The organism is Hyalangium sp. (assembly GCF_045802625.1).
Taxonomy (GTDB): domain Bacteria; phylum Myxococcota; class Myxococcia; order Myxococcales; family Myxococcaceae; genus Hyalangium.
Genome location: NZ_JBJMQP010000158.1, coordinates 53,668 through 79,268, shown reverse-complemented (window position 1 = coordinate 79,268; position 25,601 = coordinate 53,668). Strand labels below are relative to the sequence as shown.

Genomic DNA, 25,601 nt, shown 5'->3' with positions numbered 1-25,601 from the left:
GGCGTGCCATCACGTGGAAGCGCCTCTTCAGAAGCTGTAGCCCATGCCGAACTGGAAGCTGCGCGGCGGACCGACCAGGACCGAGGGCATGCCGAAGTTCGGGTTCGGAGGATCCGAGGCGGGCGAAATGGACCCGTTGTAGCCTCCGAAGTTCTTGGCGTTGAAGAGGTTGAAGCACTCCGCGAAGGCGCTGATCCGGCGGTGGTCGGAGACCATGAAGTCCTTCGCCAGCCGGACATCCACCTGGCTGAACTGGATGAGGCCATCCGCCCGGCCTCCATTGCGGCGGAGCACGAACTGGTCGGGGCCGTAGCCCTGGGACGCATCGGCGATGGTGAAGGGCTGGCCGGAGCCGAGCGTGATCAGCGTGGACAGCCTGACCTCCAGCGGCAGCCCCACGATGCCCGAGAGCACGAGGCGATGGCGCTCATCGGTATCGGTGGGAGTGATGGGGCTGTCCTTGACGGTCGGGTAGTCGAAGTTGAAGAGCGTTCCGCGCTCCCTGGCGATGCCGTAGGTGTAGGCCAGGGACGCGCCCCACTGAAAGCCTCCCTTCGAGAGCTCGCTCGAGTAGGGCTTCTCCGCCGAGATCTGCAGGCTGCGATAGGTGGAGGTCCGGTCGTCGACCGAGATCAAGACATTGCCGAAGCCGCCCGGTGTGGGGATGAAGTCGCGGTTCCCCGTCGACCTGCGGTTGGCGGGGTAGAAGCCGACGCCGTTCTGGCTGCGAATGTACGTGAGCGTGGCCGAGGTGTTGACCGGTCCGACCCGTTGCCGGACGCCGCCGCTGAACTGGTCGCTGAACTGTGGCTTGGTGTCGTTCTCGAGGAGGTAGATCTCCGGGGCGGGAGCCACGCCGCTGTCGATCAGCGAGTCGAGCCCCGCCTTGCTCAAGTACTCGGGCCGCCAGGCGATGGTCGGCTGGCCACCGCGGGGGGAGCCGTCCTGCGAGAACCGGAAGGTGCGGACCTGGTACTGAAGGCGGAGCCGCTCGTCCACCCCGGTGTTGAACAACGTGCGGTCATAGTAGCGCCCAGCGCCAGCGAAGAGGACGGTGTTTCCGTTGTCCTTCACGTCGAACGCCACGCCGAGCCGCGGCTGGATTGCGCCCAGGAACACGGGGCGCTGGGTCCCGTCGGTGAGGTACTTGTCGACGGGGAAGAAGTCGGGCCCGTTCGTCGGCTCGACCATGCGCGCGAGCTCCTCCACCGCCGCGCGGACATCCGGAGGGGTGACGTAATCGTTGTTCAGCGGGTTGCTCTCGACATCCCACCGGACGCCCACGTTCAAGGTCAGCCTCCGGGCGATCTCCCAATCGTCCTGGACGTACACACCGAACTGCGTATTGGCGGCCGCCGCCTTCGGGTCGCCGACGCCATAGGAGGCTTCGGCCGGGAAGTCGTAGCTGAGGTTGTTGGCGGAGTCCTGACGGAAGCGGAATACGGGGTTGCCGTAGAGCGTGCGCTCGACTTTGTAATTCTGGAGGGAGACCTTGGCGCCAGTCTTCACCACGTGCTGGCCAGCCAACTCGAAGTTCGTGAACGTCACGTCATCGCGCAACGTGAGCGCCTGCTGGCCGATGTCCTGGCTGGTGTCGCGGCCGCCGATCCGGATGACGCCCTCGTAGTCCTGGCCAATCAGCCCGGGGTTCGCGGCAGTCGGGTTGAACTCCGAGCGGAGGAACTGAAGCGTGGCTTCGTTCGTCAACGAGCCCAGCCGCAGCTGATGCCTGGCCGAGGCGGTGATCACATTGTTCCGCACGTTCTCGGCGCTCTCGACGCTCACCGCGCCGCCGAAGCTGCGGATATCGGTCTCGGACCGGAGGCTGGCGCTGAGATCCACGGTCTGGTTGTCGGCCATCCGCCAGGTCAGCTTTGCGAAGCCGAGGTGCTCGCGGAAGGGGCTCCCGAAGCTGCCTTGGAAATCGCCGAACCTGCTCATGTTCTCCGGCAACGCATTGCCCAGCGTCACCTGGTTCGCGCGATTCTGGAGGTTGCCCTCATAGGTCACGAAGAAGTGCAGCTTGTCCTTCACCACGGGGCCACCGACCGACGCACCGAACTGAGAGCTCAACAGATCGGGCCGCTCCAGCACGCCCCGCTGCACGTCGAAGTAATTGCGGGCCACCAGGGCTTGGTTCTGGAAGGTGAGGAAGAGATCGCTGTGGAGCTCGTTGCCGCCCGAGCGCGTGATCGCGGAGATGATCGCGCCACCGGCCTGCTCGTACTCGGCCTTGTAGTTCTGGCTGATCACCCGGAACCCGCTGACCGCGAGCTGGGGGAAGGGGTTTCCGCGGCTGGAGTCTTGACCGACCAACCCGCCCTCAATGACGTTGTTCTTGAGGCTGACGCCATCCACGAACACGTTGGTGTTGCGCGCCTCGAGCGCGCCAGACGAGAAGTTCTTGTTGAACTGGTCGTTGGAGAGGCGGACGCCGGGCGCCAGCGCCGCGAAGTTGAGGAAGTTGCGGTTGCCCTGAGGCAGGTTCTCGATCTCTTCGCGGCTGACGTTGGTGGCGATCTCCGCCGTCGAGCTCTCGCTCGTCTTTCCTTGGATGACGATGGTCTCGCCCTGGCCGAGATCGATGGGCATCTCCTCCGCGAGGTTGAGGTCCAGGTCTACCGTCTGGCCGACCTGAACGTTGACCATCCGGTACACCTCCTTGCCACCCGGCTGGGTCGCGGTGATCACATACTCGCCGGGCTCCAGGCCGGTCAGGAGGTGAGTGCCGTCCGCGCGTGCGGTCCCTTTCGTCGAGAAGCCGCTGTTGGTGTTCACGGCGAGCACGCTCACGCCGGTGGTCGTCCCGGAAGGAGCGCTCAGCTTGACCCGCACGGTCGCCGTCGTCTTCTGCGCGAGCGCGGGCATGGCCATGAGCAACACCACCAACCCCAGCACACTCCACATCTGGTCGATCTTGCTGCTCGGCTTCCTCGTTGATTTCATGGCGACCTCTCGGCTCGACGGTGGGAGCGTCGTTTGGGCGCCTGCTCGGCGCCGCAAGATTCACGAACCACGACTTCGGGCACCAGGGCGCGCGAGACCGGCCGCGTGCGCGCAGGGCTCTCGATGCTGAGCAGGAGCTGCTCTAGCGCGGACCGGCCGAGCTCGGCGATCTGCACGCGCACCGTCGTGAGGGCGGGGCTGACCAGCGAGGCGAGCGGGATGTCATCAAACCCTGCCACTGCGATGTCGCTGGGGACGCGCAAGCCAGCCTCCCGGAAGGCGACCACGCAGCCGACCGCGATCACGTCGTTGGCGGCAAAGACCGCGTCGGGGCGGTCATGCTGGGCGGCCAGGTGTCGCCCGGCGAGGTAACCCGACTTCTCGCTGAAGTCTCCCGGCAGCACCTGTGGCGCTACCCGCGGCAGAGAGCGCGCCATCTCGTCGCGATAGCCGCGCAGCCGCTCCAGGGCGTCGGAGTTGAGCCCTGGTCCCGCCACGTGCGCGATACGCCGGTGGCCACGTGCGATCAGATGGCTGACCATGGCGCGTGCGCCGTGGTAGCTGTCGATGGTCAGCGTCGAGTGCCGGGTGTCTTTCAGCGGGGTGTTGATGAGCACGATCGGCAGGGCACTGGGCAGGTTCTTGTCCAGGAGCGCGGCGTCGGCGTGCGGCGACATGACGAGCAGCCCATCCACCCTGCCGCGCATGGTGCGGATCGCGACGGCGAGCTCCGCCGCATCTCCGTGCGTGCTCGACAGCAAGAGTTGCAGGCGCCGGAGGCGCGCCACGGCATCGATGCCGCGGATGATCTCAGAGAAGAACTCGCCGTGCAGATCGGGGAGCAGGACGCCTACGACGTTCGTCCGTTGGGTGATCAGGCTGCGCGCACCGCTGTGAGGCACATAATGAAGGGAGTGCACCGCCGCCAGCACGCGGGCCCGTGTCTCCTCGCCCACGTTGTCATGGCCATTCATGACTCGCGACACCGACGCGATCGAGACGCGGGCCTTGCGAGCCACGTCCTTGATGCTCGCCTCCGAGCCGCCTCGCGCGATTCCGGTCATTGCCTTGCGTTATGGAAACGTTTTCTCACTCGGATGTAAACGTTTTCATGTTGACGCTTCGCGGCGAAAAGTACCGGGCCCCCTGGGGAGTGAAGTCAACCAGTCCTCAAGCCACCTGCTTCAGGAGCCGCTCCGCTTGCTCCCGCACACTCGGCTCCGAGCTCTCGAGCGCCTTGCGCGCATGCCGCGCCGCGGCAGCCTTGTCTGTCTTCACCAGCGCCAGCGCCATGTTCAGGTTCGCGCCCGGCTCGTCCGGGTGCGCCTCGAGCACCTTCTCCAGCAGCGCCTTCGCCCGGCCCGCCGTCTCCGGCTTCGCCAGGTAGTGCACCGCGAGCTCATTCACCGGGCCCGGCTCCGTGGGAGCCTGGGCCACCGCCTCCTCCAGCAGCCGCACCGCCTCCGTGAGGTCCTTCTTCTCACCGAGTTGCAGCGCCCGAGCCAGCCCCAGCCGCGCCTCCCACGAGTCCGGCGCCAGCGCCAGCGCCTCGCGGAAGGTGCGCCGCGCGTCCTCCACCTTCCCGCTCGTCAGCATCACCAGCCCGTGCAGGTACGGCCCCGTGGGGCTCCGCGGATCGAGCTGCCGCAGCTCGAGCACCGACTGCAGCGCCGCCTTCCCGTTGTTGGAGAACAGGCAGAGCTTGATGAACTCCTCGTGCAGCTCCGGCTTGCGCGGCGCGCGCTGGAGGGCCAGCGCCAGCACCTGCTGCGCCTGGTCCGGCTGGCCCTGCTGCACCAGCACCTTCGCCGCGAGCTGTAGCGGCAGCGACTCGCGCGGGGCCAGCGTCGCCGCGTACTTGAAGCACTTGAGCGCCTGCGGGAGCTGCCCCTGCCGCCACACCGCCACGCCCAGGTACGTCGTCGCGTGCGGGTTCTTCGGCTCCACCTTCAGCGCCTGCACGAAGGCCTGCGCCGCCTCTTCCTCCTGGCCCGGCATGGACAGGAGGGCGTGGCCCAGGTTGTAGAACTCGGTGAAGCCGGCCTGTGGGTCCGCCGCCAGGGCGCGAAGCTCGTCGAGCGCGCCCTCGTCCTTGTCCTGCTCGGCACGCAGCCGCGCCAGGAAGCCTCGCGCCTCCGGGTGGTTCGGGTGCAGCGATAGCACGCGCTCCAGCAGCTGCCGGGCCTCGTCCGGTTGGTGGCGCGCCAGGTGCAGCCTCGCCAGCCCCACCAGGGCCGTCACGTCCTTCGGGTCCTGCTCCAGCGCTCCCTCGAACTCGCGGGCTGCCTCCTTCAGCAGCCCCATCCCCATCAGGTTGAAGCCCTCTTTCGCGCTGTGCCGTCCGGCCATGGAAGGGTTTTAGAAGTGCGGGAGGTGGATGTCCGGGAGGTGGATGTCCGGGATCATGTGGTCGATGAAGCTCTTCACGTCCTGGAAGCGGTCGCCCGCCCAGTGGGACACGTTCTTCAGCTCGTCGCCGGCCCACTTCACGCCCTGGCCGGCCAGCCCGCCCAGCACCTCGCCGAGGAACTTCACCGTGTTGGCGCCGTTGACGTTGCCCTTGACGTCCACGCCGAAGCCCGCCGTCGCCGTGGCCTCCGCGCCCACGTCGAAGTTCAGGCCCCCGTCCTTGAGCTCGAGGTTGGCGTGCGCGTTGAAGCCCACGCCCGCGGTGGCGCTCAGCTCCACGCTGCCCTTGGCCAGCTCCTTGCCGTCGTGCGATACGGTGACCCCGCCGGTGAGCGCGCCGCGCGCCCCCGCGAAGCCCTGAGCGCCTGCGTTGATGGTGACGTTGCCGTCGGTGCCGATGTGGAGGTTGAGGTTCAGCTTGCCGTCCGCGCCCACCGCGCCCGCGGCGCTCAGGTCCACGGTCACGTCGAGCTTCTTGCCGGCCACGTCCACCTGGAACGTCTTGGTGGCGCTGGCGCCCGCCTTGACCGCGGTGGCGTCGATGTCCACCGACACGTTCACGTCGATGCCGCCGGGGCCCACCTTGGCGTTGGCGTTACCGTCCACCTTCAGGCTGGGGCCGCTGGCGTGCGCCTCGGCCTGGACACCGCCGGGCAGCGTTCCGGAGGTGCTCGCCTCGAACGCGGAGCCCGAGTCGTAGCCGAAGCTCGCGTTCGCCTTCGTGGGGGAGACGTTCGTCGAGGTGGTGACGCGGCTGTCTTGGGCCGGCGGCGGCGCGGCCGGGGTCAGGGGGCGCGGAGTCGTCGTGGGGCGGGACACGTTCGGACCGGACATGGGACACCTCGGCGGGACCAGCAGAGAGCGATCAGGGTTAGGAACAACGAACACCCTTATTCTCCAAGAATCCTGGCGGAAGTTTCCTACGTCGTACGGATTTGACCTACACCGTCCCCACGTCGTCCCTCCCGGGCTTCATCGAGGCCAAGCCGAAATCTTTCGTCATCAAATAGGAAATAGGTCCCCCCGTCCTATCTGCACAACACGAAGTGAACGGACTGGTCGCTCAACCCCGGGATTCCACTCGGGAATTCGCCCAGGTCCCACCGGGAGGAACCGTCATGAAGTCCAAGCTCACGTGGTTGTCCATCGCCCTCACACTGTCCACGAGTTTCCCCGCGCTGGCCCAGCAGCACTACGCCACGCCCGTCAATCAAAACCCGGGCCCGATTCCCCCGGATCGCCGGGCTCACGAGGGAAATCGGGAGCGTGCGGAGCGGGAGCGTCGGGAACGCGAGGAGCAGGCGCGCCGGGATCGTGAGGAGCGCGAGCGTCGGGAGCGCGAGGAGCGCGAGCGTCGGGAGCGGGAGGTAAGGGAGCGTCGGGAGCGCGCGGAGCGAGAGCGCCGGGAGCGCGAGGAGCAGGTGCGTCGGGAACGCGAGGAGCGCGAGCGCCGGGAGCGTGCGGAGCGCGAGCGCCGGGAGCGTGCGGAGCACGTACGCTGGGAACACGAGCACAATCCCGACGTGCACGGCGCCAGCCCGGTGAACCGGTAGTACGCAAGCCCGAGGCGGTTGCGGCAGAGAGCGAAACGTTTCGCTCTCTCGATGGGCTGGGCAGAGGGCGAAACGTTTCGCCCTCTGAGTCTCCACCGGCGCCCAATTCATAAATAGCTGTTTTCATTGACACCTGCCCATCAGGCCTCGCGAACGGCGTTGCCTTCCCGGCCCGGCGCCGTCAGCACCATGCCCAGGGCCGCCGTGGCGGTGAGCAGCGCCGCTATCGCGAACTGTGTGGCAAAGTGCCCCCGAGCCAGCGCCATCGCCGCCACCGCCAGCGCGCCTCCCAGCAACCGTGTCGCGTAGAGGCTGCTGGTGATGATGCCTCGGTAGTGCCACGGCGCCCGCGACTGCGGGCCGATGATTGACGTGCTCGCCGCGGGCCCCAGCCCCATTCCCAGCACTCCCAGCGAGGCGAAGGCGGCACCCACTCCCCACCCCTGTGCCGCAGCCAGCGCCAGCAACCCAGCGCCACACGCCGCCACCACGAACCCCGTGCCCGCGCTGAGTCGCATGCCCCCACGCACCAGCATCTTCACCCCGAAGGTAGAGCCCACCGACCACCCCAGCAGCATGGGCACCAGCGCCAGGCCCGCCCCAATCGGCGTGTGCCCGCCCTGCTCCGTCATCCACAACGGCACCCACGTGGACATGGTGTAGAGCAGCGCGCCGGCGAACAGCCCTCCGGCAATCCCACTGAGCACGGTGCGGTCCCGCAGCAGCTCCGGCGGAATCACGGGCGAGGCCGTCACCCGCTGCTGGAACACCAGCCCCACGCCCACCACCACCGCCCCCAGCGCGCACAGCCACCGGACGCTCGCGGAGCCCGGCTCCAACGCGAACAGGAGCAGCGCCACGCAGGTGCCCACCAGCAGCGGCCCCCATGCGCCCATCGCTCCTTGAGCGCGTCTCGGCGGATCCCGATAGGACAGGTACAGCAACCCCGCCGAGAGCAACCCTACCGGCAGGTTCACCAGGAACACCCATCGCCACGAGGTATGCATCACCAGCCAGCCACCGATGAGCGGCCCGAGCGCATTCGCCGCGCCCCACGCTCCCGTGAAGATCCCCTGGATCGCCGCGCGCTCGCGCAGGGTGTAGAGATCTGAGCTGATGGTCAGCGTCGTGGGCTGGAGCGCTCCGGCTCCCAGGCCCTGCGCCACTCGGAAGGCGATGAGCGCGGGCACCGACGTCGACAGTCCGCACAGCGCCGAGCCCGCCAGGAACAGTCCCATGCCCGTGAGGAACACGGGCTTGCGTCCCAGCCGGTCCGCCAGCTTGCCGGACACGAGCACCCCCACGGTGGAGGCGAAGAGGAAGGCGGAGAACACCCAGGAGTAGAGCTCCTGGCCGCCCAGCTCGCGGGTGATGACGGGCATGGCGCTCGTGACGACCGTGCCCTCGAAGGCGCTGACCACCAGGGCCAGCAGCACCGCGCCGGTGGCGACCCGCCGCGCCGCGCCCGTGTGCATCCGAACCTCGCTCTCTACCGTCATCCCGCTTCCATCCATGACCTCCATATAAGCGAGCGGCGGCCATGCGAAAATCGCATCTTCCGCATAGACTGATTGCGAGAACCGCATGACCACCGAGCAACTCCGAGCCTTCCTCCAGGTGGCCCAGGAAGGCCGCTTCTCCACCGCCGCAAGAGGGCTGGGCCTGTCCCAGTCAGGGCTGTCGCGGCAGCTCCAGTCCCTGGAGACCGAGCTGGGAGTGCGCTTGCTGGTCCGCACCCCCGCCGGAGCGGTGCTCACGGACGCCGGGGAGCGCTTCCTGCCCCATGCGCGAAGGGCCCTCGAGGCCCTCTCCGCGGGCACCGCCGAGCTCGAGCAGCTGTCGGGAACGCCGCGAGGCCCGCTGGCGCTCGGCACCCTGTACACCGTGGGGGCATACCTGCTGCCGGATCTGATCGCGACGTTCGCCCGCGGCTACCCGGAGGTGCGGCTCCGGCTGAGCGAGAGCCATGCCGCGGCGCTGGAAGAGGGAGTGTCGCGAGGCGCGCTGGATCTGGCCATCCTGTCCCTGCCGGTGCGCCGAGCGGACCTCGTGGCGCAGAAGCTGTGGGAGGAGCCCCTCGTGCTGGCCGTGCCGCGAGGCCATCCGCTGACCAGGCTGGGCCGTCCCGTGGCGCTCACCGAGGTGGTGGAGGAGCTGTGGGTGGTCATCCCGGGGATGACGGGCACCCGCGCGCTGGAGGCGGCCTGCGAGGCGCGAGGCGTGACGCCCAAGGTGGCGCTGGAGACGGACAACTCGGAGGCCATGCGCCGCATGGTGGAGCGCGGGCTGGGAGTGGCGCTGGTGCCGGAGCTGATGACGCGAGACCACCAGGCCCGAGGCTTCGACGTGGTGCAGGTGGCCCCCGGAGGACCGCGCCGGCAGGTGGCGCTGGTGCACCGGGGCGAGGGCTACCTCACCGCGGCGGCCCGGGCCTTCAAGGAGTTCATCGTGGAGCACGTGCGCAAGCAGCCCGGGCGCACGCGCTCTCCGCGCTGAGCCCTACTCCACCCGGTAGCTCTTCACCGCGCTGCTGAGCTGCTCGGAGATGATCTGCAGCGTGGTGGCCGCCTCGCCCGTGGAGCCGATGCGCGCCACCGTCTCGTCCATCATCTTGGACAGCTCGTTGACGGCCTGGGTGATCTGGCTGATGCCCACGTTCTGCTGGTTCACCGCGGCGGCGATCTGCCGCACCGCCGAGGCGTTGTCCTGGACGATGTTGGACAGCTCCTTCAGGTTCTGCCCCGAGGTGCGCACCTGCGCCAGCCCTGACTCCATGCGCTCGGCGCCGCGCTCGGTAATCCGCACCGCCGCGGCCACCGACGAGCCGATGTCATCGAGCAGCTCTCGCACGCGGCTGGTGGCCTGGATGGACTGATCCGCCAGCGCGCGGATCTCGCGGGCCACCACGCCGAAGCCCTTGCCGTGCTCGCCGCTGCGCACCGACTCGATGGCGGCGTTGAGCGCCAGCATGTTGGACTGGTCCGCCAAGTCCTTCACCGTCTGCGTAATCCCGCCGATCTGCTGGGTGCGCTCGCCCAGCTCGACGATCTTCTGGGCGATCTCCCCCACCTGCTGGCGGATGTCGTTCAGCCCCGCCATGGTCATCTCGATGGCCGTCTCGCCGGAGCGGGCCAGCTCGTCCGCGCGCTCGGCCACCGACAGCACCGTGGCCGCCTTCTGCGAGGCCAAGAGCGACGTCTGCTTGATCTCCTGGGCCGTCACCTGCGTCTGCTGCAGCGCGGCGGCCTGCCGGGACACCGTCTGCGCCTGCTCGGCGGAGGACGAGTTGAGGTGCTCGGTGGACTGCTTGAGCGCCTCGGCCGCCTGCTGGAGGTTGATCGTCACCTCGCGCAGCTTCTCCACCACCTGGCTGAAGCTGCGGGCAAGCCTCCCCACCTCGTCGCCGCTCGTCACGTGGATGGGGCGCGTCAGATCTCCGGACTCGACGATGTGGGCCGCCACGTCGGTGAGCTCGCGCAGCGGACGGACGATGGTGCGCACGAACACCGCCGCCACCACCACGCTGCCCGCCACCAGCAGCACCGCCAGCAGCAGCATGGCCTGCGGCAGCTCCGCGGCCTTCTTATCGATGTGCTCCCGCGAGATGCCCACGTGCACCACGCCGCGCCCGCCGACCAGGGGCACCGCGACGTCGATGGCGTGCGTCTGCCCCTGCACCGTCACCACATCCACCGGGACGATCTTCCGTCCGTCGGGCTCATTGGCCAGATCGGCCGCGGAGATGCGCACCGTGTTGAGCAGCGCGGTGGGAGGCACCCCCTGGAACGTGTGGGCGACGACGCGGTTGGAGGCGTCCTCCACGTAGATGTAGCGAACGCCGTCCTGCACGCGGAAGGCCTCCACGAGCTGCTGGAAGGACAGCTCGTTGTTGCCCGCCAGGTGCTCGGCGGCGCGCGTGAACCCGAGCGCGAGCGCGGCCCCTTCGCCCGCATGGGCGCTGAGGAGGCTGTCGCGAAGGCGGTGCGTGGCCGCCGTCGTGAGGATCAACGCCAGCAGGGCGCTGATGCCTCCGGTTACCAGGATGAACTTGACTGAGAGGCCCAGCGAGGGCCGAAACCGGAAGGACAGTTTCACGAGAGCACCGAAGTCACGCGTTCAGAGTCTCACCCACGGGGGCCCGTGGGCAACGGGAGCGCCGGGCAGCGCCCACCGGAAGAGCCGCCAGGACGAGGAGGGAGCGAGCATGGCCCCAGGGCGCTCATGACCCATCCCCCCGAGCCCTGTCGAAGGGCTTGGTGCAGCACTGGCGGATGAACTCCGGCAGGGCCGACAGGGGCATGGGCTGCTCGGTGGCGCCAATGTCCAGCGCCGCCTTGGGCATGCCGAAGACGACGGAGGTGAGCTCATCCTGCGCGCAGGTGAGGCCTCCGGCCCGGCGGATGTCGAGCAGGCCGCGCGCCCCATCATCCCCCATGCCGGTGAGCACGCCGCCCCCCGCACGCGAGCTGTACATGCGCGCCAGGGAGGTCAGCAGCAGGTCCCCCGAGGGGCACGGGCCCCCGCGCGTGCGGCTGAGCCGGGCGATCCCCCGCTCGATGAAGAGATCATGCCCATCCAGCGGGAAGTACACCTTGCCGGGCTCCAGCCGCTCTCCCTCGCGGGCGATCGTCACCCCGAGCGGCGTCACCTGGCTGAGCCACCGCACCATGCCGGGAGTGAAGCCCTCGGTGATGTGCTGGGCCACGACGATGGGCACGGGCAGATCCTTGGGCAGCCGCGAGAAGATCTCCGCCAGCGCCGGAGGCCCTCCCGTGGAGGCGACGAGCCCGAAGATGTCCACCCGGCCGCCGGTGGAGGGCGGCGGCGGAATGAACTCGCGGCGGGATCTCCGGGAGATGACGGGCACCTCCGCCATGAGGCAGACGGAGTTGACCAGCTCCCGGCCCCACCGGCGCAGCTCCTCGCCCGAGGTGACGTTGGGCTTGGCGATGAGCTCCAGCGCACCGGCGCGGATGGCCTGGAAGCCCAGGTCCGCGCCCCGGTCCGCCACGGCGCTCACCACGAGGATGCGAGCGGGCGCATCCGCCATGATGGCGGCGATGGCGGCCGGCCCATCCAGGCCCGGCAGCAGCAGGTCCATGGTGATGACGTCCGGCCGCAGCAGCCGGGCCAGGGACACGGCCCGGTTCCCATCGCCCGCGCGCCCCACCACCTCGATGCGGGCGTCCTGGGTCAGGAGCGTCGCCATCGTATTGACCATGGTGGGCGAGTCATCCACCACCAGCACTTTGATGCGCTTGGCCTGATTCATGAGCGCCCTCCTCCCCGACGACTCATGACATCGAGCACCTCGGCCAGCAGCCGGCCCGAGGCGCAGTCACGCTTGCTGAGGAAGCCATCCGCGCCCGCGGCGCGTCCACGCTCCCGCCCGGACTCGTGCGTGGAGACGAGGATGACGGGCAGCTCTCGCGTCTCCGGGCGCTCGCGCAGCTTGCGGATGAGCTCCTCGCCGTCCATCTCCTCCATCTCCAGATCGGCGATGACGACGTCGTAGGTGTCCGCCTGCAGGCGCTCCAGGGCGCTGCGGCCGCTGGAGGCCAGGTGCACGGTGAAGCCGCCCGCCTCGAGCATGGCCCGGTGCAGCGCACGCGCGGTGAGCGAGTCATCCACCACCAACGCCCGGCGGCTCTGCGGCGAGGAGACGGCCGCGGGAGCGGGCTCGGACACCAGCCAGCTCGGGCGGAGGATGAGCATCAGCTCGCCGCGGCTGAGCGTGGCGGCGCCCTGGTAGGCGGGCACGTCGCGCACCTCGGCCGGCAGCGGGCGGATGACGAGATCCCTGTCGCCCACCACCGCGTCCACCGCGAGCGCCACCCGCTTGCCGCCGGCGCTGATGACCATGAGCGGCTGGCCCTCGGAGGGCATGTGCGCGGCGCGCAGGCCCAGGCGCGAGCCCAGATCCACCACGGGCAGGATCTGTCCCTGGTGCTCCAGCTGGGCGCGGCGGCGCGTGACGCGCAGGGCGCTCATCTTCGTGAGCTGGGTGGCCTCCACCGCCAGCATGGGCAGGCCCATCATCTGATCGAACACGCGCACCACCAGCACGGGCGAGCTGCCCAGCTCCACCGGCAGCGTGAGCATGAAGCGCGTGCCCTGCCCCAGCGTGCTGGCCACCTCGATGCGGCCCTGGAGCTGCTCGGCCACGGCGCGCACCGCGTCCAGCCCCACGCCGCGCCCGGAGGTGTCCGTCACGTCCGAGCGGGTGCTGAAGCCCGGGCGGAAGATGAGATCGCGGATCTGGTTGTCATTCATCCGCGCCAGCTCCTCGGGAGGAGCCAGGCCGCGCAACTCGGCCACCTGACGCACCTTCTTCACGTCGATGCCGCGCCCGTCATCGCTGGACTCGAGGAAGAGCAGGTTGCCCTGCTGTTCGATCCGCAAGGTGAGCGCGCCCTCGTGGTGCTTGCCCGCGCGCTCGCGCTCCACGGGCGTCTCCAAGCCATGGTCCACCGCGTTGCGCAGCAGGTGCACCAGCGCGCCGTTGAGCTTCTCCAGCAGGCGCCGGTCCAGCGACACCTCGGCGCCCACCACGGACAGCCGGGCCTCCTTGCCGAGGTTGCGCGACAAGTCTCGCACCATGCGCTGCAGGGGCTCGAGGATGGTGCGCACCGGGCGCGTGGTGATGGCCTTGAGGCCATCCTCCAGCGCGTCGACGATGTCGGAGGTCTCCTCTCCGTCGGAGCGCATCGCGCGGCCCACGCCGGCCAGCAGGGTGCGCGCCTCGGCCGTCTCGGCCAGCAGCCCCTGGCGGGCCAGCAGCGCCACCACGCGCTCCAGCTCGCGCGAGCGCTCTTCCTGGCGCAGGCGGACCTCGCGCAGGCGCTCCACCTCGCGCATGAGCGTGGTCACCTGCCGCGCGCCCACGCGCCAGCCCGCGCCCTCGTTGTCCGAGTTCTCCTCCCGGGGAGCCTCGGCCATCATGGCCGGGACGGGGACGGGGGCCGGAGGAGCGGCAGGGGCTGCGGGAGCGGCGTGCGCGGCCGGCGCGGGAGCCGGAGCGGAGGCCGCCGGAGCGGAGGCTGCGGGCGCGGAGGCAGCGGCGGCCTGGCCCGGCGGAGGCGCCTCGATGACGAGCTGGGCGAGCGCGGCGGTGTAGTCCGGCAGCGAGTCGCCTCGCCCGTCCGCGTGCGCGTGGACGCGCAGCATGAAGATGTCCAGGCCGTGCAGCAGCACGTCCACCACCGGCCGCGGCATCTGCTGGACGGTGGCCCGCAGGGGAGCCAGCGCGTCCTCCAGCTTGTGGGCGATCTCGCTCAGGTCCTGGAGCCCGAGGCTCGCGGCGCTGCCCTTGAGCGTGTGCAGGTGCCGCCCCAGGCGCACGTAGGCCTTGTTCAGGCCATCGGCGTCCAGGACCCCCCGCTCCAGGTCGAGCAGGTCGATGGTGACCTTCTGGCAGACCTCCTGGGCCTCGGCGGCAAAGCCGGTGACGAGCCCTTGCAGGAGCGGATCAACGGCCATTGCGCACTCCCGTCCCAGCCCGAGCGAAGAGCCGCGGCGGATCAATGAGGTGGACGAGCTGTTGCTGTCCCGGTACAGGGCTGAAGAGCACCTCGATGATGGGGCCCTCGGCGCGAGCGCGCGCTGCCTCCACGGCGCCTACCGGCAGGCCGATGGGACGGGGAATGGCCTCGCAGTCCACCGCGCACAGCTCCTTGTCGCCGCGATCCAGCACCAGCAGCACGGCGGGATCCTGCCGCCAGCCGTGGCCGCCCAGCAGCGAGGCGAGGCTGAGCGCCGCCAGCACCTGCCCCTGGAAGCGCAGCACGCCAATGACATGGGGCGCGGAGAGGGGCACCGGCGTCACCATGCGCAGCGGGAGCGCGGCCCGCAGCGCCTCGAGCGGCAGCGCATAGCGCTCCTCGCCCAGGGGGAACTCCGCCACCAGGTGCACCGCCTCTTCGTTCTTGGATTCGTTCTGCTCGAGATCGCGCAGCCGCTTGGCGCGCTCCTCCAGCAGATCGCGGATCTCTTCCTCTTGCCCCAGGTCGGGGATCCTAGGCGTGAGTTTCATTCAGAAGCTCCCAGGTTGAGGTAGGCGTCCGCGGACGCCTTGTAGAAGCGGGCCGGCAGGGCCTCGGGCCCTTCGACGATCTGATCCGGCGGCAGCTCCGCGGCCCGGGCGTGAACGGCCCGCATCAGCGGATAGGCCGCCGCGCGAGAGCCGTTGCGCTCGCGCAGCAGGGCCAGCTCCAGCAGGCCCGGGAGGTAGTCCGGGAACTGCCTCACCAGGGCCTCCAGCATGGAGGTGGCGCGGCTCACGTCTCCCTTCTCGATGCGCTCCAGGGCCTCGAGGTGAAGCTCCGAAGCGGAGCGCGGGCGGGCCGCGGGAGGCCGGAGCGCGGCGGGGGCCACGGTGGGCATCCCAGAGGACGAGGGTGGCCTCTGCGACGCCAGGGCTCCAGGCGGCATGGGAATGGGAGTGATCGCGGGCAGCCCTGTCCGCGAGGCCGGCCTCGGGGGTGAGCCCGCCGCCGACGGCATGGGAATGGGCGTGATGGCAGGCAGGCCCGTGCGGGAAGCAGGCCTCGAGGCACCAGCGGCCGGGCTCTCGGGGACCAGCGGGCGATGGAAGGCCTGCAGCTCGGGCGGCCCCACGCGCACCAGCCCCGCGGGAGGCCCGTCCACCTCCACCGTGCCCAGGAACAGGTAGCCGCCCGGCGCGAGCGCGCGCAGGATGTTGGCGATCGCCTGCTCCCGCGACTGCGCGGTGAAGTACGTGAGCACGTTGCGGCAGAGGATGAAGTGGAACTGGCCCAGCAGCGCGTCCACGGGCGACAGCAGGTTGGCCACCATGAAGCGGGTGGCGTGGCGCACGCTCTCGAAGATGGACACCTGCCGATCCTCGAGCGGGCGGTAGAGGGGAAACAGGTGCGGCCCGGACTCCCGCCGGGACCAGGCGCCGTAGGTGGCGCGCCGTGCCGTCACCAGGCTGCCCTCGTTCAGATCCGTCCCCACCACCTCGACGGAGACCCCTGGATTCACGCAGGCCAGCAGACAGGCCGCCAGCGAGTAGGCCTCCTCTCCGGTGGCACACCCGGCGCTCCAGCCTCGCAGGATCGTCACGCCGTGGCTCAGCACGCGCGGCGCCCCCTCGCGAGCGATGAAGCGGAAGTGCTCCGGGTGGCGGAAGAAGTACGTCTCGCCCACCAGCGCCGCGCGCACCATCACCAGGGAGAACTCGCTGTCGGGGCGATCCAGCTCCGAGCGCAGCTCGTCCGGGTTGCGGCCTCGCGCAAGCTCCGAGCGCACCACGCGCTCCAGGGACTCTGGAGCGATGGCGTCATCGCGGAAGCCCGTGCGCTCGGAGATCAGCTGCCGCGCGCGGGCGTACAGCAGCGGATCGACTCCCCCCGTCATGCGCCCAGCCTCACCCCCCCCTGCTTCAACAGCTCAGGCAGCTCGCGCAGAAGCCCTCGGGAGATGAAGACCTTGGGATCGAGCAGGGGTAAGGCACTGCCACCGAAGATACGCACCATGCCGACGAGCCCCTCCTGGAGAAGCCCGTGCTCGGCCCCGCCCACGTTCCGGTCAATCTCCGTGGAGGAGAACTCCTCGGGGTCCTGCACGCGGTCCACGCAGAGCGCCAGCGGCATGCCCTCCACGTGGATGATGACCAGCATCCGCTCGCGCAGCGAGACGTGGTGCTCCTGGCCCAACCGGCGTGCCACATCCAGCACGCAGATCGCCGCGCCGCGCAGCTCCACGTACTCCGCCAGGTAGGCGGGCCCGCCGGGCAACGGCCGGAGCGCGGGCTGCAGCAGCACCTCGCGCACCGACTCCAGCGGCAGGGCGAACTCCTGCTCCCCCACGCTCATCCGCAGCACCAGCATCGCCCCGGCGCGCGCCCGCTTCCGGGCGTTCTCCAGCGCGCTGGCCACCTTGGACAGCAGATCCTCGGCCCGGAAGGGCTTGGCCAGGAAGGCCTCGGCCCCCATCCCCAGACACGCCTCGGCGCGGGACTTCTCCGAGGAGATGATGATGACGGGGATGTCGCTGGTGGCCGGGTTGGCCTTCATCCGCTGGAGCACCTCGTCCCCGTCCATCTCCGGCATCGACAGATCCAGCAGCACGGCCGCTGGCTGCAGCTTCGCCAGACGCTCGAGCGCCTCACGGCCATTGCTCGCGGTGTGCAGCGAGTAATGGCCCGAGAGGATCGCCTTCTCGAGCGCAAGGATGGCGTCGCTGTCGTCGACGAGGAGGAGGGACGGGAGGCTCACGGGGCGGCGAGGGGCAGGAACTGCCGAACGGTCTCGGTCAGGTCAGCATGGGACACGGGTTTTTGAATGAAGGCGTTGGCTCCCGCCTCCGCGCCCCGCTGCCGCAAGTCCCCACCCTTCTCAGCCGTGAGAAGGATGACGGGGATCCCCCGCAAATGGGTCTCCTTGCTGGCCCGGAGCTCCTTGACGAAGGTGATGCCGTCCATGCCCGGCATGTTGATGTCCGCGATGACCACACTCACGGGCACCAACCGCAAGAGCTGCAAGGCCCGCGTCGCATCCTCCGCCTCCAGGATGCTGAGCCGGAGATTCATCAAGTAGATCTTGATGATGTTGCGTACTGTCGGGCTGTCATCCACCACCAGGATGTTGTCGCTCACACCCACGGCTCCTCACGCAGGGGCCTGTCATGGCCCCCGCCGCAAACGCTTAGACTTTAGCGTGTCTGATTCCTCTGGAGAAAGCGGGGCCGGTTCGTTCTTCCGCGTTCGGGCGGTTGGCGGGCAGGCTCGCGCTCTCATGGACTACTCCCCAGCGGGCGGGGCTTCTCCCGCTGGCTTCTCGGCGCCCAGGTCTACCGGAGGGGCGCCAATGGCATGGTAGCCCCCGTCCACGTGGACTTGCTCCCCCGTGGTCGAGGGCAACCAGTCGGACAGCAGGGCACATGCTGTCCGGGCTACACTGTCGTGGCTGTCCTTGGCGCTCCAGCCTAGCGGCGCCTGCTTGCCCCACCCCTGCTCCAGGGCCTTGAAGCCAGGGATTCCCTTGGCCGCCACCGTGGCCAGGGGGCCAGCGGCCAGCGAATTGACGCGGATGCCCTTGGGGCCGAGATCCCGTGCCAGGTAGCGCACCGTCGCCTCGAGCGCCGCTTTGCATACCCCCATCCAGTCATAGATGGGCCAGGCGATCCGGTTGTCGAAGTCCAGCGTGACGATGGATCCGCCGCCCGTCATCAGAGGAGCCACCGCCACGGCCAGCTCCTTCAAGGAGAACGTGGAGATGCGGAACGCCGTCTGCACACTCTCCCACGGGGTGTTGAGGAAGTTACCGCCCAGCGCGTCCTCCGGAGCGTAGGCCACCGAGTGCAGCGCTCCGTCCACCCGTCCCCACTTCTGGCGCAGCGCCTCGGTGAGCGCGGTGAAGTGCGCCGGCTGGGTGACGTCCAGCTCCAGCACCTCGGTGCCGGGCTTGAGGCGCTTGGCGCTGCGCTCGGTGAGGGAGCGGGCCCGGCCAAAGCCCGTGAGGATGATCTCCGCCCCCTGGGCCAGCGCGTGCTCGGCGATGCCGAAGGCCAGCGACTGGGGCGTGAGCACTCCGGTGATGAGGATCTTCTTGCCCTGCAACAACATGGGGGCCCTTTCGAGAGAAGAAGACGGGGAGATCGGGCGGTTTAGCACTCCTGTGGCCGCAGGTGGGGGGTGAAACTACGCAACGCCGCGGTGCGTAATCCCGGCACCTGCCTTCCGCGGGCTGCCGCCGGGCCCTGAAGTTCCGCTCACATAGCGCATGACTCTTGCTGTTGGCTCCCCCCCTCCGGCGCCGCTAGAAGTCCCGAAAGACCCCAACAATTTGTGGCGAAAACCCCCCAACGGGTTCCCCATCCAGTAAAAGACTCCCGCCATGGCGAATTTTCAGGACTCGTATCTCTCTGGCGCCAACATCGACTTCATCGAAGGGCTGTACGCCCGCTACCTCCAGGATCCCTCCAGCGTGGATCCGAGCTGGCGGGAGATCTTCGAGCGGAACAATGGCGCTGGGCGCCCCATCTTCAACAAGACGCTGCTGGAGGCCCCCGCCCCGGCCGCCGCCCCGGCCAAGGGTGGCAACGGCAAGGCGGCCGGAGCCGTCGTGCAGGCGCTGGCCCCCGCTGCCGCGGCTCCCGCGCAGGACGTGAAGCTGCAGGCCCGCGTGGACCAGACCATCACCGCCTTCCGGCTGCGCGGCCACCTGCGCGCCACGCTGGATCCGCTCGGCCGCCCGCGCCCGCCCCTGGAGCACGTGGCGGACCTGCCCATGGTGGACGAGAAGCACTTCTCCTCCGCCGAGCGCGAGCAGATCGTCGAGACGGGCAGCGTCTTCCCCGAGCCCCGGGTGAAGCTGGCGGACCTGCTGGCCCGGCTGCGCCGCACGTATGCCGGCTCCATCGGCGTCGAGTTCATGCACATGCTCGACAGCGAGCGCCGGCGCTGGCTCATGCGGCGCATGGAGCACGCCGAGAACCGCCTGCCGTTCCCGGTGGAGGAGCAGCGCCACCTGCTCACCAAGCTCTCCTACGCGGAAGGGTTCGAGAACTTCCTGCACACCAAGTACGTGGGCGTGAAGCGCTTCAGCCTGGACGGCGGTGAGAGCCTGATCCCCATGCTGGACGCCATCCTCGAGGTGGGCGGCGGCATGAACCTCAAGGAGGTCGTCATCGGCATGGCCCACCGCGGCCGCCTCAACGTGCTGACGAACATCCTCCACAAGAGCCCGGATCAGATCTTCAGCGAGTTCGAGGGCCCGGCGGACCCCAAGGCCTATATCGGCCGCGGCGACGTGAAGTACCACATGGGCTTCTCGTCGGATCACACCACGCGCGGCGGGGCGAAGATCCACCTGTCGCTGGCCTTCAACCCCAGCCACCTGGAGGCGGTGAACCCGGTGGTGGAGGGCCGCGTGCGCGCCAAGCAGGACCGCAGCAGCGACACCGAGCGCACCCGCGTCATGCCCCTGCTCATCCACGGGGACGCGGCCTTCATGGGCCAGGGCGTGGTGGCCGAGACGCTCAACCTCTCGCGGCTCAAGGGCTACGAGACGGGCGGCACGCTGCACCTGGTCATCAACAACCAGGTGGGCTTCACCACGGATCCCAACGACTCGCGCTCCTCCATCTACGCCACCGCCATCGCGCAGATGCTGGACGTGCCCGTGTTCCACGTGAACGGGGATGATCCGGAGGCCTGCGTCCACGTGGCGCGCCTGGCCGCCGAGTTCCGGCAGACCTTCAAGAGCGACGTGGTCATCGATCTCATCTGCTACCGGCGCTACGGCCATAACGAGGGGGACGATCCCTCCTTCACCCAGCCGGCCATGTACGAGCTGATCCGCAAGCAGCCCACGGTGCGGACGCTGTACGCGCAGAAGCTGGCCGAGCAGGGCACCATCTCCGCCGACGAGTCCGAGGCCGTCAAGCAGCGCTGCCTCAAGGAGTTCGACGAGGCGCTCACCCGCATCAAGGCCGAGCGCCAGTTCAAGGAGCCCAGCGCCCTGGAGGGCCTGTGGAAGCCTTATAAAGGCGGCTCGCAGAAGAACGCGCCCGAGGTGCCCACCGCGGTGGACAAGGGCCGGCTGCGCGAGGCCCTGAAGAAGCTGGCCGAGGTGCCCGCGGGCTTCAACGTGCACCCGGTGGTGGAGCGCACGGTGCTCAAGAAGCGCCAGTCCATGCTGGAGAGCGAGGAGCTGCTCTGGTCCGAGGGCGAGGCGCTGGCCTACGCCACGCTGATCAGCGAGGGCTACGGGGTGCGCCTGTCCGGCCAGGACAGCGAGCGCGGCACCTTCAGCCACCGCCACTCGGTGCTGCACGACGTGAAGACGGGCGAGAGGTTCGTGCCGCTCAAGCAGTTCTCCACCAGCAAGGCCACCTACCAGGTCTTCAACAGCCCCCTGTCCGAGATGGGCGTGCTGGGCTTCGAGTACGGCTACAGCCTGGACGTGCCGGACGGCCTCACCATCTGGGAGGCCCAGTTCGGCGACTTCGCCAACGGCGGGCAGATCATCATCGACCAGTTCATCGCCGCCGGTGAGAGCAAGTGGAAGCGGCTGTCCGGCCTCACCCTGCTGCTGCCGCACGGCTACGAGGGCCAGGGCCCGGAGCACTCCAGCGCCCGCCTCGAGCGCTTCCTCAGCCTGTCGGCCGAGGACAACATGCAGGTGTGCTACCCCACCACGCCCGCGCAGATCTTCCACCTGCTGCGCCGCCAGGCGGTGCGCCCCTACCGCAAGCCGCTGGTCATCATGTCGCCCAAGAGCCTGCTGCGCCGCCCCGAGGCGTTCAGCAAGCTGGACGAGCTGGCCGCGGGCCGCTTCCAGGAGATCATCCACGACCGGAAGGAAGTGGAGCCCGCGGGCGTGACGCGGCTGCTCTTGTGCTCGGGCAAGGTCTACTACGATCTCGTCAAGGCCCGGGACGAGCAGAAGGCGTGGAACATCTCCATCGTCCGCGTGGAGCAGCTCTACCCGTTCCCCTACGACACGCTGGCCAGCCTGGTGCAGAGCATGCCGAAGCTGACCGAGCTCTTCTGGGTGCAGGAGGAGCCGCGCAACGCTGGCGCGTGGTATTTCATGTTCCCCCGCCTGCATGACGTGGCATCTTCGCGCGCCAGCGGGCCGGTGAAGATCGGCTACATCGGGCGAGCGGACGCCGCCAGCCCGGCGACCGGATTCACCAAGACCCACGACTACGAGCAGCACCTGATCGTCGAGGAAGCCATCCTCCGAGGAACCAAGAATGGCCGTTGAAATGAAAGTCCCGCCCCTGGGCGAGTCCATTACCGAAGCCGTCGTCGGCAAGTGGAACAAGAAGAAGGGTGACGCCGTCGCGTCGGACGAGCCGGTCGTCGTGCTCGAGACGGACAAGGTCACCATCGACGTGCCCGCTCCGGCCTCCGGCGCACTGACCGAGATCCTCTTCAAGGAGGGCGACAAGGTCCGCGTGGGCGAGGTGCTCGGCCGCATTGACGCCAAGGGCGCCACCGCCGCTCCCCAGCCGGCCGCCGCGGCCCCCGCTCCGGCTCCGGCCGCGCCCCAGGCTCCGGCCGCCGCGGCCGCCTCGGAGGCTCGCATCACCCCCACCGCCCGGAACATGGCGGCGGCCAACAACGTGGACGTCACCCAGCTCCAGGGCTCCGGCTCGGGCGGCCGCATCACCAAGGATGACGTGCTCGGCCAGCTCAACCGCGGCCCCCAGGCCCCGGCGCCCTCGGCTCCGCCCGCCCCCTCGGGCCCGCGCCCCAACGCCGCCCGCGAGGAGCGCGTGCGGATGACGCCGCTGCGCAAGCGCGTGGCCGAGCGGCTCATCCAAGCTCAGTCCACCGCCGCCATCCTCACCACCTTCAACGAGGTGGACATGGGCGAGGTGATGGCGCTGCGCAAGAAGTACAACGAGAAGTTCCAGGCCAGGCACGGCGTGAAGCTGGGCTTCATGAGCTTCTTCGTCCGCGCTGCCATCGAGGCCCTCAAGGCCTTCCCGCAGATCAACGCGGAGATCGACGGCGAGGACGTGGTCTTCAAGCACTTCTACGACATCGGCGTGGCGGTGTCCGGCTCGCGCGGCCTGGTGGTGCCGGTGGTGCGGGACGCGGACAAGCTGTCGCTGGCGGAGCTGGAGAAGCAGATCGGCGACTTCGGCACGCGCGCCCGCAACGACAAGCTCACCCTGGCGGAGCTGCAGGGCGGCACCTTCACCATCTCCAACGGCGGCATCTTCGGCTCCATGCTGTCCACGCCCATCCTCAACCCGCCGCAGTCGGGCATCCTGGGCATGCACAACATCGTCGAGCGCCCGGTGGTGAAGGACGGGCAGATCGTCATCCGGCCCATCATGTACGTGGCGCTCTCGTATGATCACCGGCTGGTGGACGGCCGCGAGGCCGTGCAGTTCCTCGTCCGTGTCAAGGAGTGCATTGAGGATCCCGAGCGGCTGCTGCTGGAAGTGTGATGACGCGGGCGCGTCATTTGCGCAAATGATCAAACGCGTCTGGACTTGGAGCACGCGGGTTCACTAGAACCTCAGGTGCCTTCCGGTAGTCGGGGGGCTGAAGAACCGGGGGGCTCCGGCGCCGCCCGTAGCGAAGGACGCAAAATGGCAACTGGTACCGTGAAGTGGTTCAACGATGCGAAGGGCTTCGGCTTCATCACGCAGGACGGCGGTGGCGAGGACGTGTTCTGCCACCACACCGCCATCAACATGGATGGCTTCCGTACCCTGCAGGAGGGGCAGAAGGTTCAGTTCGAGGTGACCCGCGGCCCCAAGGGCCTGCAGGCCCAGAACGTCCGCGCTGTCTAGCTCCAGCATCCACCCAAACCACTCCTCACGGACTGGCGGGTGAGCAGAGGCCCGGGCCCCTTGGCGGGAGCCGGGCCTTTCTCTTTGCGGGCTACAGGTGCTTCTGGAAGTAGTCCAGCACCCGCTCGTACTGGCGCTGGGTGACGAGCGGATCCGGCACCATGTGCGTGAGCCCGCTCAGCGGCAGCAAGTCATGCGGCTTGCCGGCGAGGAACAGCGCGTTGGAGAGCTTGAGCGTGTGGAAGAAGTAGACGTTGTCGTCGGCGGTGCCGTGGATGAGCAGCAGCGAGGCGATGGGCGTGCTCGGATCCTTGGCGTAGGTGAGCAGCGAGCTCTTCTCGTAGGCCTCGGGGTGCTCCTGGGGCAGCCCCAGGTAGCGCTCGGTGTAGTGGGTGTCGTAGTCGAGCCAGTCCACCACGGGCGCGCCGGCCACGGCGGCCTTGAAGAAGTCCGGGCGCTTGAGGGCGGCGAGCGCGGACATGTACCCGCCGAAGCTCCAGCCGTAGATGCCCACGCGGGTCAGATCGATCTCGGGGACCTTCTCGGCCAGGGCCTTGAGGGCGGCGATCTGATCATCCAGGGTGACGGTGGCGAAGTCGTACTTCACCGTGCGCTCCCAAGCGGCGGTGCGCAGCGGGGTGCCCCGCCCGTCGAGCTTGACGATGAGGAAGCCCCGGTCCGCCAGCCACTGGTTGAGGAGGTTCTCCGCCATGCCATGGTGCACCACGGTGGTGGTGGGGCCGGCGTACACGCTGACGAGGACGGGCAGCTTCACGCCGGGCTTCATGTCCCGGGGCCGGATGATGGAGGCGTGGAAGCCCTCCTTACCCACCACGAAGAACTGGGTGCTCGGGGTGAAGGGCGGCTCGGAGGCCACGGAGGGCAGCTCGCCCACGCGGGTGCCATCCGGCCGCAGCACCGGGAAGCGCGGCATGGTGGTGTCCGACTGGGAGACGGCGACAATCAGCCCGCCCTGCTTGGAGATGGCCACGGGCATCTCGACGGCCGGAGCGGGAGTGCCGGTGGCGATCTTCTCGGGGGCGCCCCCCTCCTTCACGCGCCAGAGGTAGCTCTCGGTGGGGTTGGGATCGCCGGAGAAGTAGAGGGTGCGATCCTTGTCGATGAAGCGATCCAGCATTCGGAAGCCCGCGTCCGGCTTCACCCACGTGCGCGCGAGGCTGCCGTCCGCGTTGCGCTGCTCCACCTCGGGGCCACCGTTGCGCTCGGTGTACCAGAGGAAGGCGCTGCCATCCTCGAACCACTGGGGAAACCTCTGCTCCAGGTTGACCCAGGCGGGATCCTTCTCGGTGAGCAGCAGGTGCGTCTTGCCCGTGCGCGGATCCACCGAGAGCAGCTGCTCCTCCGTCTGCGTGCGGTTCTGCACCAGCACGGTGAGCGGCCCGCCCTTCTGCCAGGCCACGGTGGCCAGGTACGGATACGCCTTGGCATCCCACTCCACCCACACCGTCTTGCCGCCAGTGACGGGGATGACGCCCAGGCGCACCACCGCGTTGGCCTTGCCCGGCCGCGGGTAGGGGAACGTGTTGCCCCCGTGCTCCGGGTGCATCACGTCCACGATGGTGAGCTTCTCCACCGCGGTGGTATCGGACTCGGTATAGGCGATGAACTTCGCGTCCGGGCTCCACCAGAAGCCGGAGAAGCGGCCCATCTCCTCCTGGGCGACGAACTCAGCCAGGCCGTGCGTCTTCTGCTCCGAGCCGCCCTGGGTGACGCGCTGCTCCTTGTTGGTGGCCAGCTCGATTCGGAACACGTCGTGCTCGCGCACGTAGGCGATCTGCTTGCCGTCCAGGGAGAAGTGCGGATCGATGACGCCCGGGCCCGTCTTCAGCTCGGTCACCTTCCCGGTGGAGCGCTCGACGACATAGAGCTTTCCGGAGAGGCTCACCAGGATGCGCTCCCCGTCCTCGGACAAGTCGTAGGTGGTGAAGCCCCGGGTGCTCACGCGCATGCGCTCGCGGCGAGCCTTCTCCTCCACGGAGAGCGTCTCCTCGGCGCCGTGGAGGATGGCCTCGGGGGTGAGCAGCTCCTTCGTGGTGCCGGTGGCCACGTCGAAGGCGAAGAGCGTCTGCGTGGCGGAGGTGGGCTGGGCGCGCAGGAAGAGGATGGTCTTCTCATCCGGGGTGATGCGCGGCTTGACGGGACGGCCGCTCATGAAGCGGCGGGTCTCGGAGTACTGGCGGAGGAAGGTGTCGGGCTTCCGTTCAGTCATGGGCTTGGCGGGAGGCGTCTGGGCGAGAACCGAGAGGCTCGAGAGGAGGAGCACGGCGGCGGCGAGGTTGCGCATGCGATGCTGGAGCCCGGAGAGGGCCCGCTCCTTTCACGGCAGGGGGGCGCGAAGCCTACACTCCCCGGCTTCACGCATCCGGTGGGAAAGCACAGACCCGGGAGGTT

At 69.0% G+C, this 25,601-nt stretch carries 19 protein-coding genes; 5 read left to right on the top strand and 14 right to left on the bottom strand.

Annotated features, from left to right (window positions below; genetic code table 11):
- Positions 1-27: 27 nt before the first annotated feature.
- The 4 genes from ACJ8AT_RS29240 to ACJ8AT_RS29225 all read right to left on the bottom strand — a co-directional run bounded on the left by ACJ8AT_RS29240 (position 28) and on the right by ACJ8AT_RS29225 (position 6,189).
- Positions 28-2,946, bottom strand: coding sequence for a TonB-dependent receptor domain-containing protein (locus tag ACJ8AT_RS29240; RefSeq protein WP_407741198.1), 2,919 nt, complete (start codon positions 2,944-2,946; stop codon positions 28-30).
- Positions 2,943-4,010, bottom strand: coding sequence for a LacI family DNA-binding transcriptional regulator (locus tag ACJ8AT_RS29235; protein ID WP_407741197.1), 1,068 nt, complete (start codon positions 4,008-4,010; stop codon positions 2,943-2,945). Before ACJ8AT_RS29235 ends, ACJ8AT_RS29240 begins: the two co-directional genes overlap by 4 nt.
- Before the next feature lie 106 nt (positions 4,011-4,116).
- A complete protein-coding gene (locus ACJ8AT_RS29230; protein WP_407741195.1) occupies positions 4,117-5,295 on the bottom strand; it encodes a tetratricopeptide repeat protein in 1,179 nt (392 codons plus the stop codon).
- Between the two features lie 9 nt (positions 5,296-5,304).
- A complete protein-coding gene (locus ACJ8AT_RS29225) occupies positions 5,305-6,189 on the bottom strand; it encodes a transporter (protein ID WP_407741194.1) in 885 nt (294 codons plus the stop codon).
- A 284-nt stretch (positions 6,190-6,473) separates the two neighbouring features.
- Here ACJ8AT_RS29225 and ACJ8AT_RS29220 point away from each other — a divergent pair, with 284 nt between their 5' ends.
- Positions 6,474-6,908 carry a hypothetical protein gene (locus tag ACJ8AT_RS29220; protein ID WP_407741193.1) on the top strand — a complete coding sequence of 145 codons (435 nt, stop codon included), beginning with the start codon at positions 6,474-6,476 and terminating at the stop codon, positions 6,906-6,908.
- 140 nt (positions 6,909-7,048) lie between these two features.
- Here ACJ8AT_RS29220 and ACJ8AT_RS29215 read toward each other — a convergent pair whose 3' ends face one another.
- Positions 7,049-8,407 (bottom strand): MFS transporter, encoded by a 1,359-nt coding sequence (locus ACJ8AT_RS29215; RefSeq protein ID WP_407741192.1) that lies wholly within the window; start codon positions 8,405-8,407, stop codon positions 7,049-7,051.
- A gap of 85 nt (positions 8,408-8,492) precedes the next feature.
- On the opposite strand from ACJ8AT_RS29215, the gene ACJ8AT_RS29210 reads away from it, so the two are divergent.
- On the top strand, positions 8,493-9,404 hold the full coding sequence (locus ACJ8AT_RS29210) for a LysR family transcriptional regulator (protein WP_407741190.1): 912 nt from the start codon (positions 8,493-8,495) through the stop codon (positions 9,402-9,404).
- Between the two features lie 3 nt (positions 9,405-9,407).
- Here the strand turns inward: ACJ8AT_RS29210 and ACJ8AT_RS29205 are convergent, their stop codons facing one another.
- The 8 genes from ACJ8AT_RS29205 to fabI all read right to left on the bottom strand — a co-directional run bounded on the left by ACJ8AT_RS29205 (position 9,408) and on the right by fabI (position 18,495).
- Positions 9,408-11,003, bottom strand: a complete 1,596-nt coding sequence (locus ACJ8AT_RS29205; protein WP_407741189.1) for a methyl-accepting chemotaxis protein — start codon at positions 11,001-11,003, stop codon at positions 9,408-9,410.
- Positions 11,004-11,127: 124 nt separating this feature from the next.
- On the bottom strand, positions 11,128-12,180 hold the full coding sequence (locus ACJ8AT_RS29200; RefSeq protein WP_407741188.1) for a chemotaxis protein CheB: 1,053 nt from the start codon (positions 12,178-12,180) through the stop codon (positions 11,128-11,130).
- The gene (locus tag ACJ8AT_RS29195; RefSeq protein WP_407741187.1) at positions 12,177-14,387 is read right to left on the bottom strand and encodes a response regulator; all 2,211 of its coding nucleotides are present in this window, start codon (positions 14,385-14,387) and stop codon (positions 12,177-12,179) included. The genes ACJ8AT_RS29200 and ACJ8AT_RS29195 overlap by 4 nt, the downstream gene beginning before the upstream one ends.
- Positions 14,377-14,940, bottom strand: a complete 564-nt coding sequence (locus ACJ8AT_RS29190; protein ID WP_407741186.1) for a chemotaxis protein CheW — start codon at positions 14,938-14,940, stop codon at positions 14,377-14,379. Before ACJ8AT_RS29190 ends, ACJ8AT_RS29195 begins: the two co-directional genes overlap by 11 nt.
- A complete protein-coding gene (locus ACJ8AT_RS29185; RefSeq protein ID WP_407741185.1) occupies positions 14,937-16,286 on the bottom strand; it encodes a CheR family methyltransferase in 1,350 nt (449 codons plus the stop codon). The genes ACJ8AT_RS29190 and ACJ8AT_RS29185 overlap by 4 nt, the downstream gene beginning before the upstream one ends.
- Positions 16,283-17,146, bottom strand: coding sequence for a response regulator (locus tag ACJ8AT_RS29180; RefSeq protein WP_407741184.1), 864 nt, complete (start codon positions 17,144-17,146; stop codon positions 16,283-16,285). Before ACJ8AT_RS29180 ends, ACJ8AT_RS29185 begins: the two co-directional genes overlap by 4 nt.
- Positions 17,143-17,526 (bottom strand): response regulator, encoded by a 384-nt coding sequence (locus tag ACJ8AT_RS29175; protein ID WP_407741182.1) that lies wholly within the window; start codon positions 17,524-17,526, stop codon positions 17,143-17,145. Before ACJ8AT_RS29175 ends, ACJ8AT_RS29180 begins: the two co-directional genes overlap by 4 nt.
- Before the next feature lie 144 nt (positions 17,527-17,670).
- A complete protein-coding gene (gene fabI, locus ACJ8AT_RS29170; protein ID WP_407741181.1) occupies positions 17,671-18,495 on the bottom strand; it encodes an enoyl-ACP reductase FabI in 825 nt (274 codons plus the stop codon).
- Positions 18,496-18,766: 271 nt separating this feature from the next.
- Here fabI and ACJ8AT_RS29165 point away from each other — a divergent pair, with 271 nt between their 5' ends.
- The 3 genes from ACJ8AT_RS29165 (at position 18,767) to ACJ8AT_RS29155 (ending at position 23,189) form a co-directional block, all read left to right on the top strand.
- Entirely contained in the window at positions 18,767-21,643 is a 2,877-nt protein-coding gene (locus tag ACJ8AT_RS29165) for a 2-oxoglutarate dehydrogenase E1 component (RefSeq protein WP_407741180.1), read from the top strand.
- On the top strand, positions 21,633-22,841 hold the full coding sequence (odhB, locus tag ACJ8AT_RS29160; protein ID WP_407741179.1) for a 2-oxoglutarate dehydrogenase complex dihydrolipoyllysine-residue succinyltransferase: 1,209 nt from the start codon (positions 21,633-21,635) through the stop codon (positions 22,839-22,841). Before ACJ8AT_RS29165 ends, odhB begins: the two co-directional genes overlap by 11 nt.
- Before the next feature lie 144 nt (positions 22,842-22,985).
- Positions 22,986-23,189 (top strand): cold-shock protein, encoded by a 204-nt coding sequence (locus ACJ8AT_RS29155; RefSeq protein WP_044194335.1) that lies wholly within the window; start codon positions 22,986-22,988, stop codon positions 23,187-23,189.
- A 91-nt stretch (positions 23,190-23,280) separates the two neighbouring features.
- Here ACJ8AT_RS29155 and ACJ8AT_RS29150 read toward each other — a convergent pair whose 3' ends face one another.
- On the bottom strand, positions 23,281-25,494 hold the full coding sequence (locus ACJ8AT_RS29150; protein ID WP_407741178.1) for an alpha/beta fold hydrolase: 2,214 nt from the start codon (positions 25,492-25,494) through the stop codon (positions 23,281-23,283).
- Positions 25,495-25,601: the final 107 nt, after the last annotated feature.

What these genes read in the sequence shown, in the direction of transcription:
- fabI (WP_407741181.1), bottom strand. Translation starts at nt 18,495, where the DNA reads ATGTTGTTGCAGGGCAAGAAGATCCTCATCACCGGAGTGCTCACGCCC.
- ACJ8AT_RS29240 (WP_407741198.1), bottom strand. Translation starts at nt 2,946, where the DNA reads ATGAAATCAACGAGGAAGCCGAGCAGCAAGATCGACCAGATGTGGAGT.
- ACJ8AT_RS29215 (WP_407741192.1), bottom strand. Translation starts at nt 8,407, where the DNA reads ATGACGGTAGAGAGCGAGGTTCGGATGCACACGGGCGCGGCGCGGCGG.
- ACJ8AT_RS29185 (WP_407741185.1), bottom strand. Translation starts at nt 16,286, where the DNA reads ATGACGGGGGGAGTCGATCCGCTGCTGTACGCCCGCGCGCGGCAGCTG.
- ACJ8AT_RS29230 (WP_407741195.1), bottom strand. Translation starts at nt 5,295, where the DNA reads ATGGCCGGACGGCACAGCGCGAAAGAGGGCTTCAACCTGATGGGGATG.
- ACJ8AT_RS29225 (WP_407741194.1), bottom strand. Translation starts at nt 6,189, where the DNA reads ATGTCCGGTCCGAACGTGTCCCGCCCCACGACGACTCCGCGCCCCCTG.
- ACJ8AT_RS29190 (WP_407741186.1), bottom strand. Translation starts at nt 14,940, where the DNA reads ATGAAACTCACGCCTAGGATCCCCGACCTGGGGCAAGAGGAAGAGATC.
- odhB (WP_407741179.1), top strand. Translation starts at nt 21,633, where the DNA reads ATGGCCGTTGAAATGAAAGTCCCGCCCCTGGGCGAGTCCATTACCGAA.
- ACJ8AT_RS29150 (WP_407741178.1), bottom strand. Translation starts at nt 25,494, where the DNA reads ATGCGCAACCTCGCCGCCGCCGTGCTCCTCCTCTCGAGCCTCTCGGTT.
- ACJ8AT_RS29200 (WP_407741188.1), bottom strand. Translation starts at nt 12,180, where the DNA reads ATGAATCAGGCCAAGCGCATCAAAGTGCTGGTGGTGGATGACTCGCCC.
- ACJ8AT_RS29165 (WP_407741180.1), top strand. Translation starts at nt 18,767, where the DNA reads ATGGCGAATTTTCAGGACTCGTATCTCTCTGGCGCCAACATCGACTTC.
- ACJ8AT_RS29235 (WP_407741197.1), bottom strand. Translation starts at nt 4,010, where the DNA reads ATGACCGGAATCGCGCGAGGCGGCTCGGAGGCGAGCATCAAGGACGTG.
- ACJ8AT_RS29195 (WP_407741187.1), bottom strand. Translation starts at nt 14,387, where the DNA reads ATGGCCGTTGATCCGCTCCTGCAAGGGCTCGTCACCGGCTTTGCCGCC.
- ACJ8AT_RS29220 (WP_407741193.1), top strand. Translation starts at nt 6,474, where the DNA reads ATGAAGTCCAAGCTCACGTGGTTGTCCATCGCCCTCACACTGTCCACG.
- ACJ8AT_RS29210 (WP_407741190.1), top strand. Translation starts at nt 8,493, where the DNA reads ATGACCACCGAGCAACTCCGAGCCTTCCTCCAGGTGGCCCAGGAAGGC.
- ACJ8AT_RS29155 (WP_044194335.1), top strand. Translation starts at nt 22,986, where the DNA reads ATGGCAACTGGTACCGTGAAGTGGTTCAACGATGCGAAGGGCTTCGGC.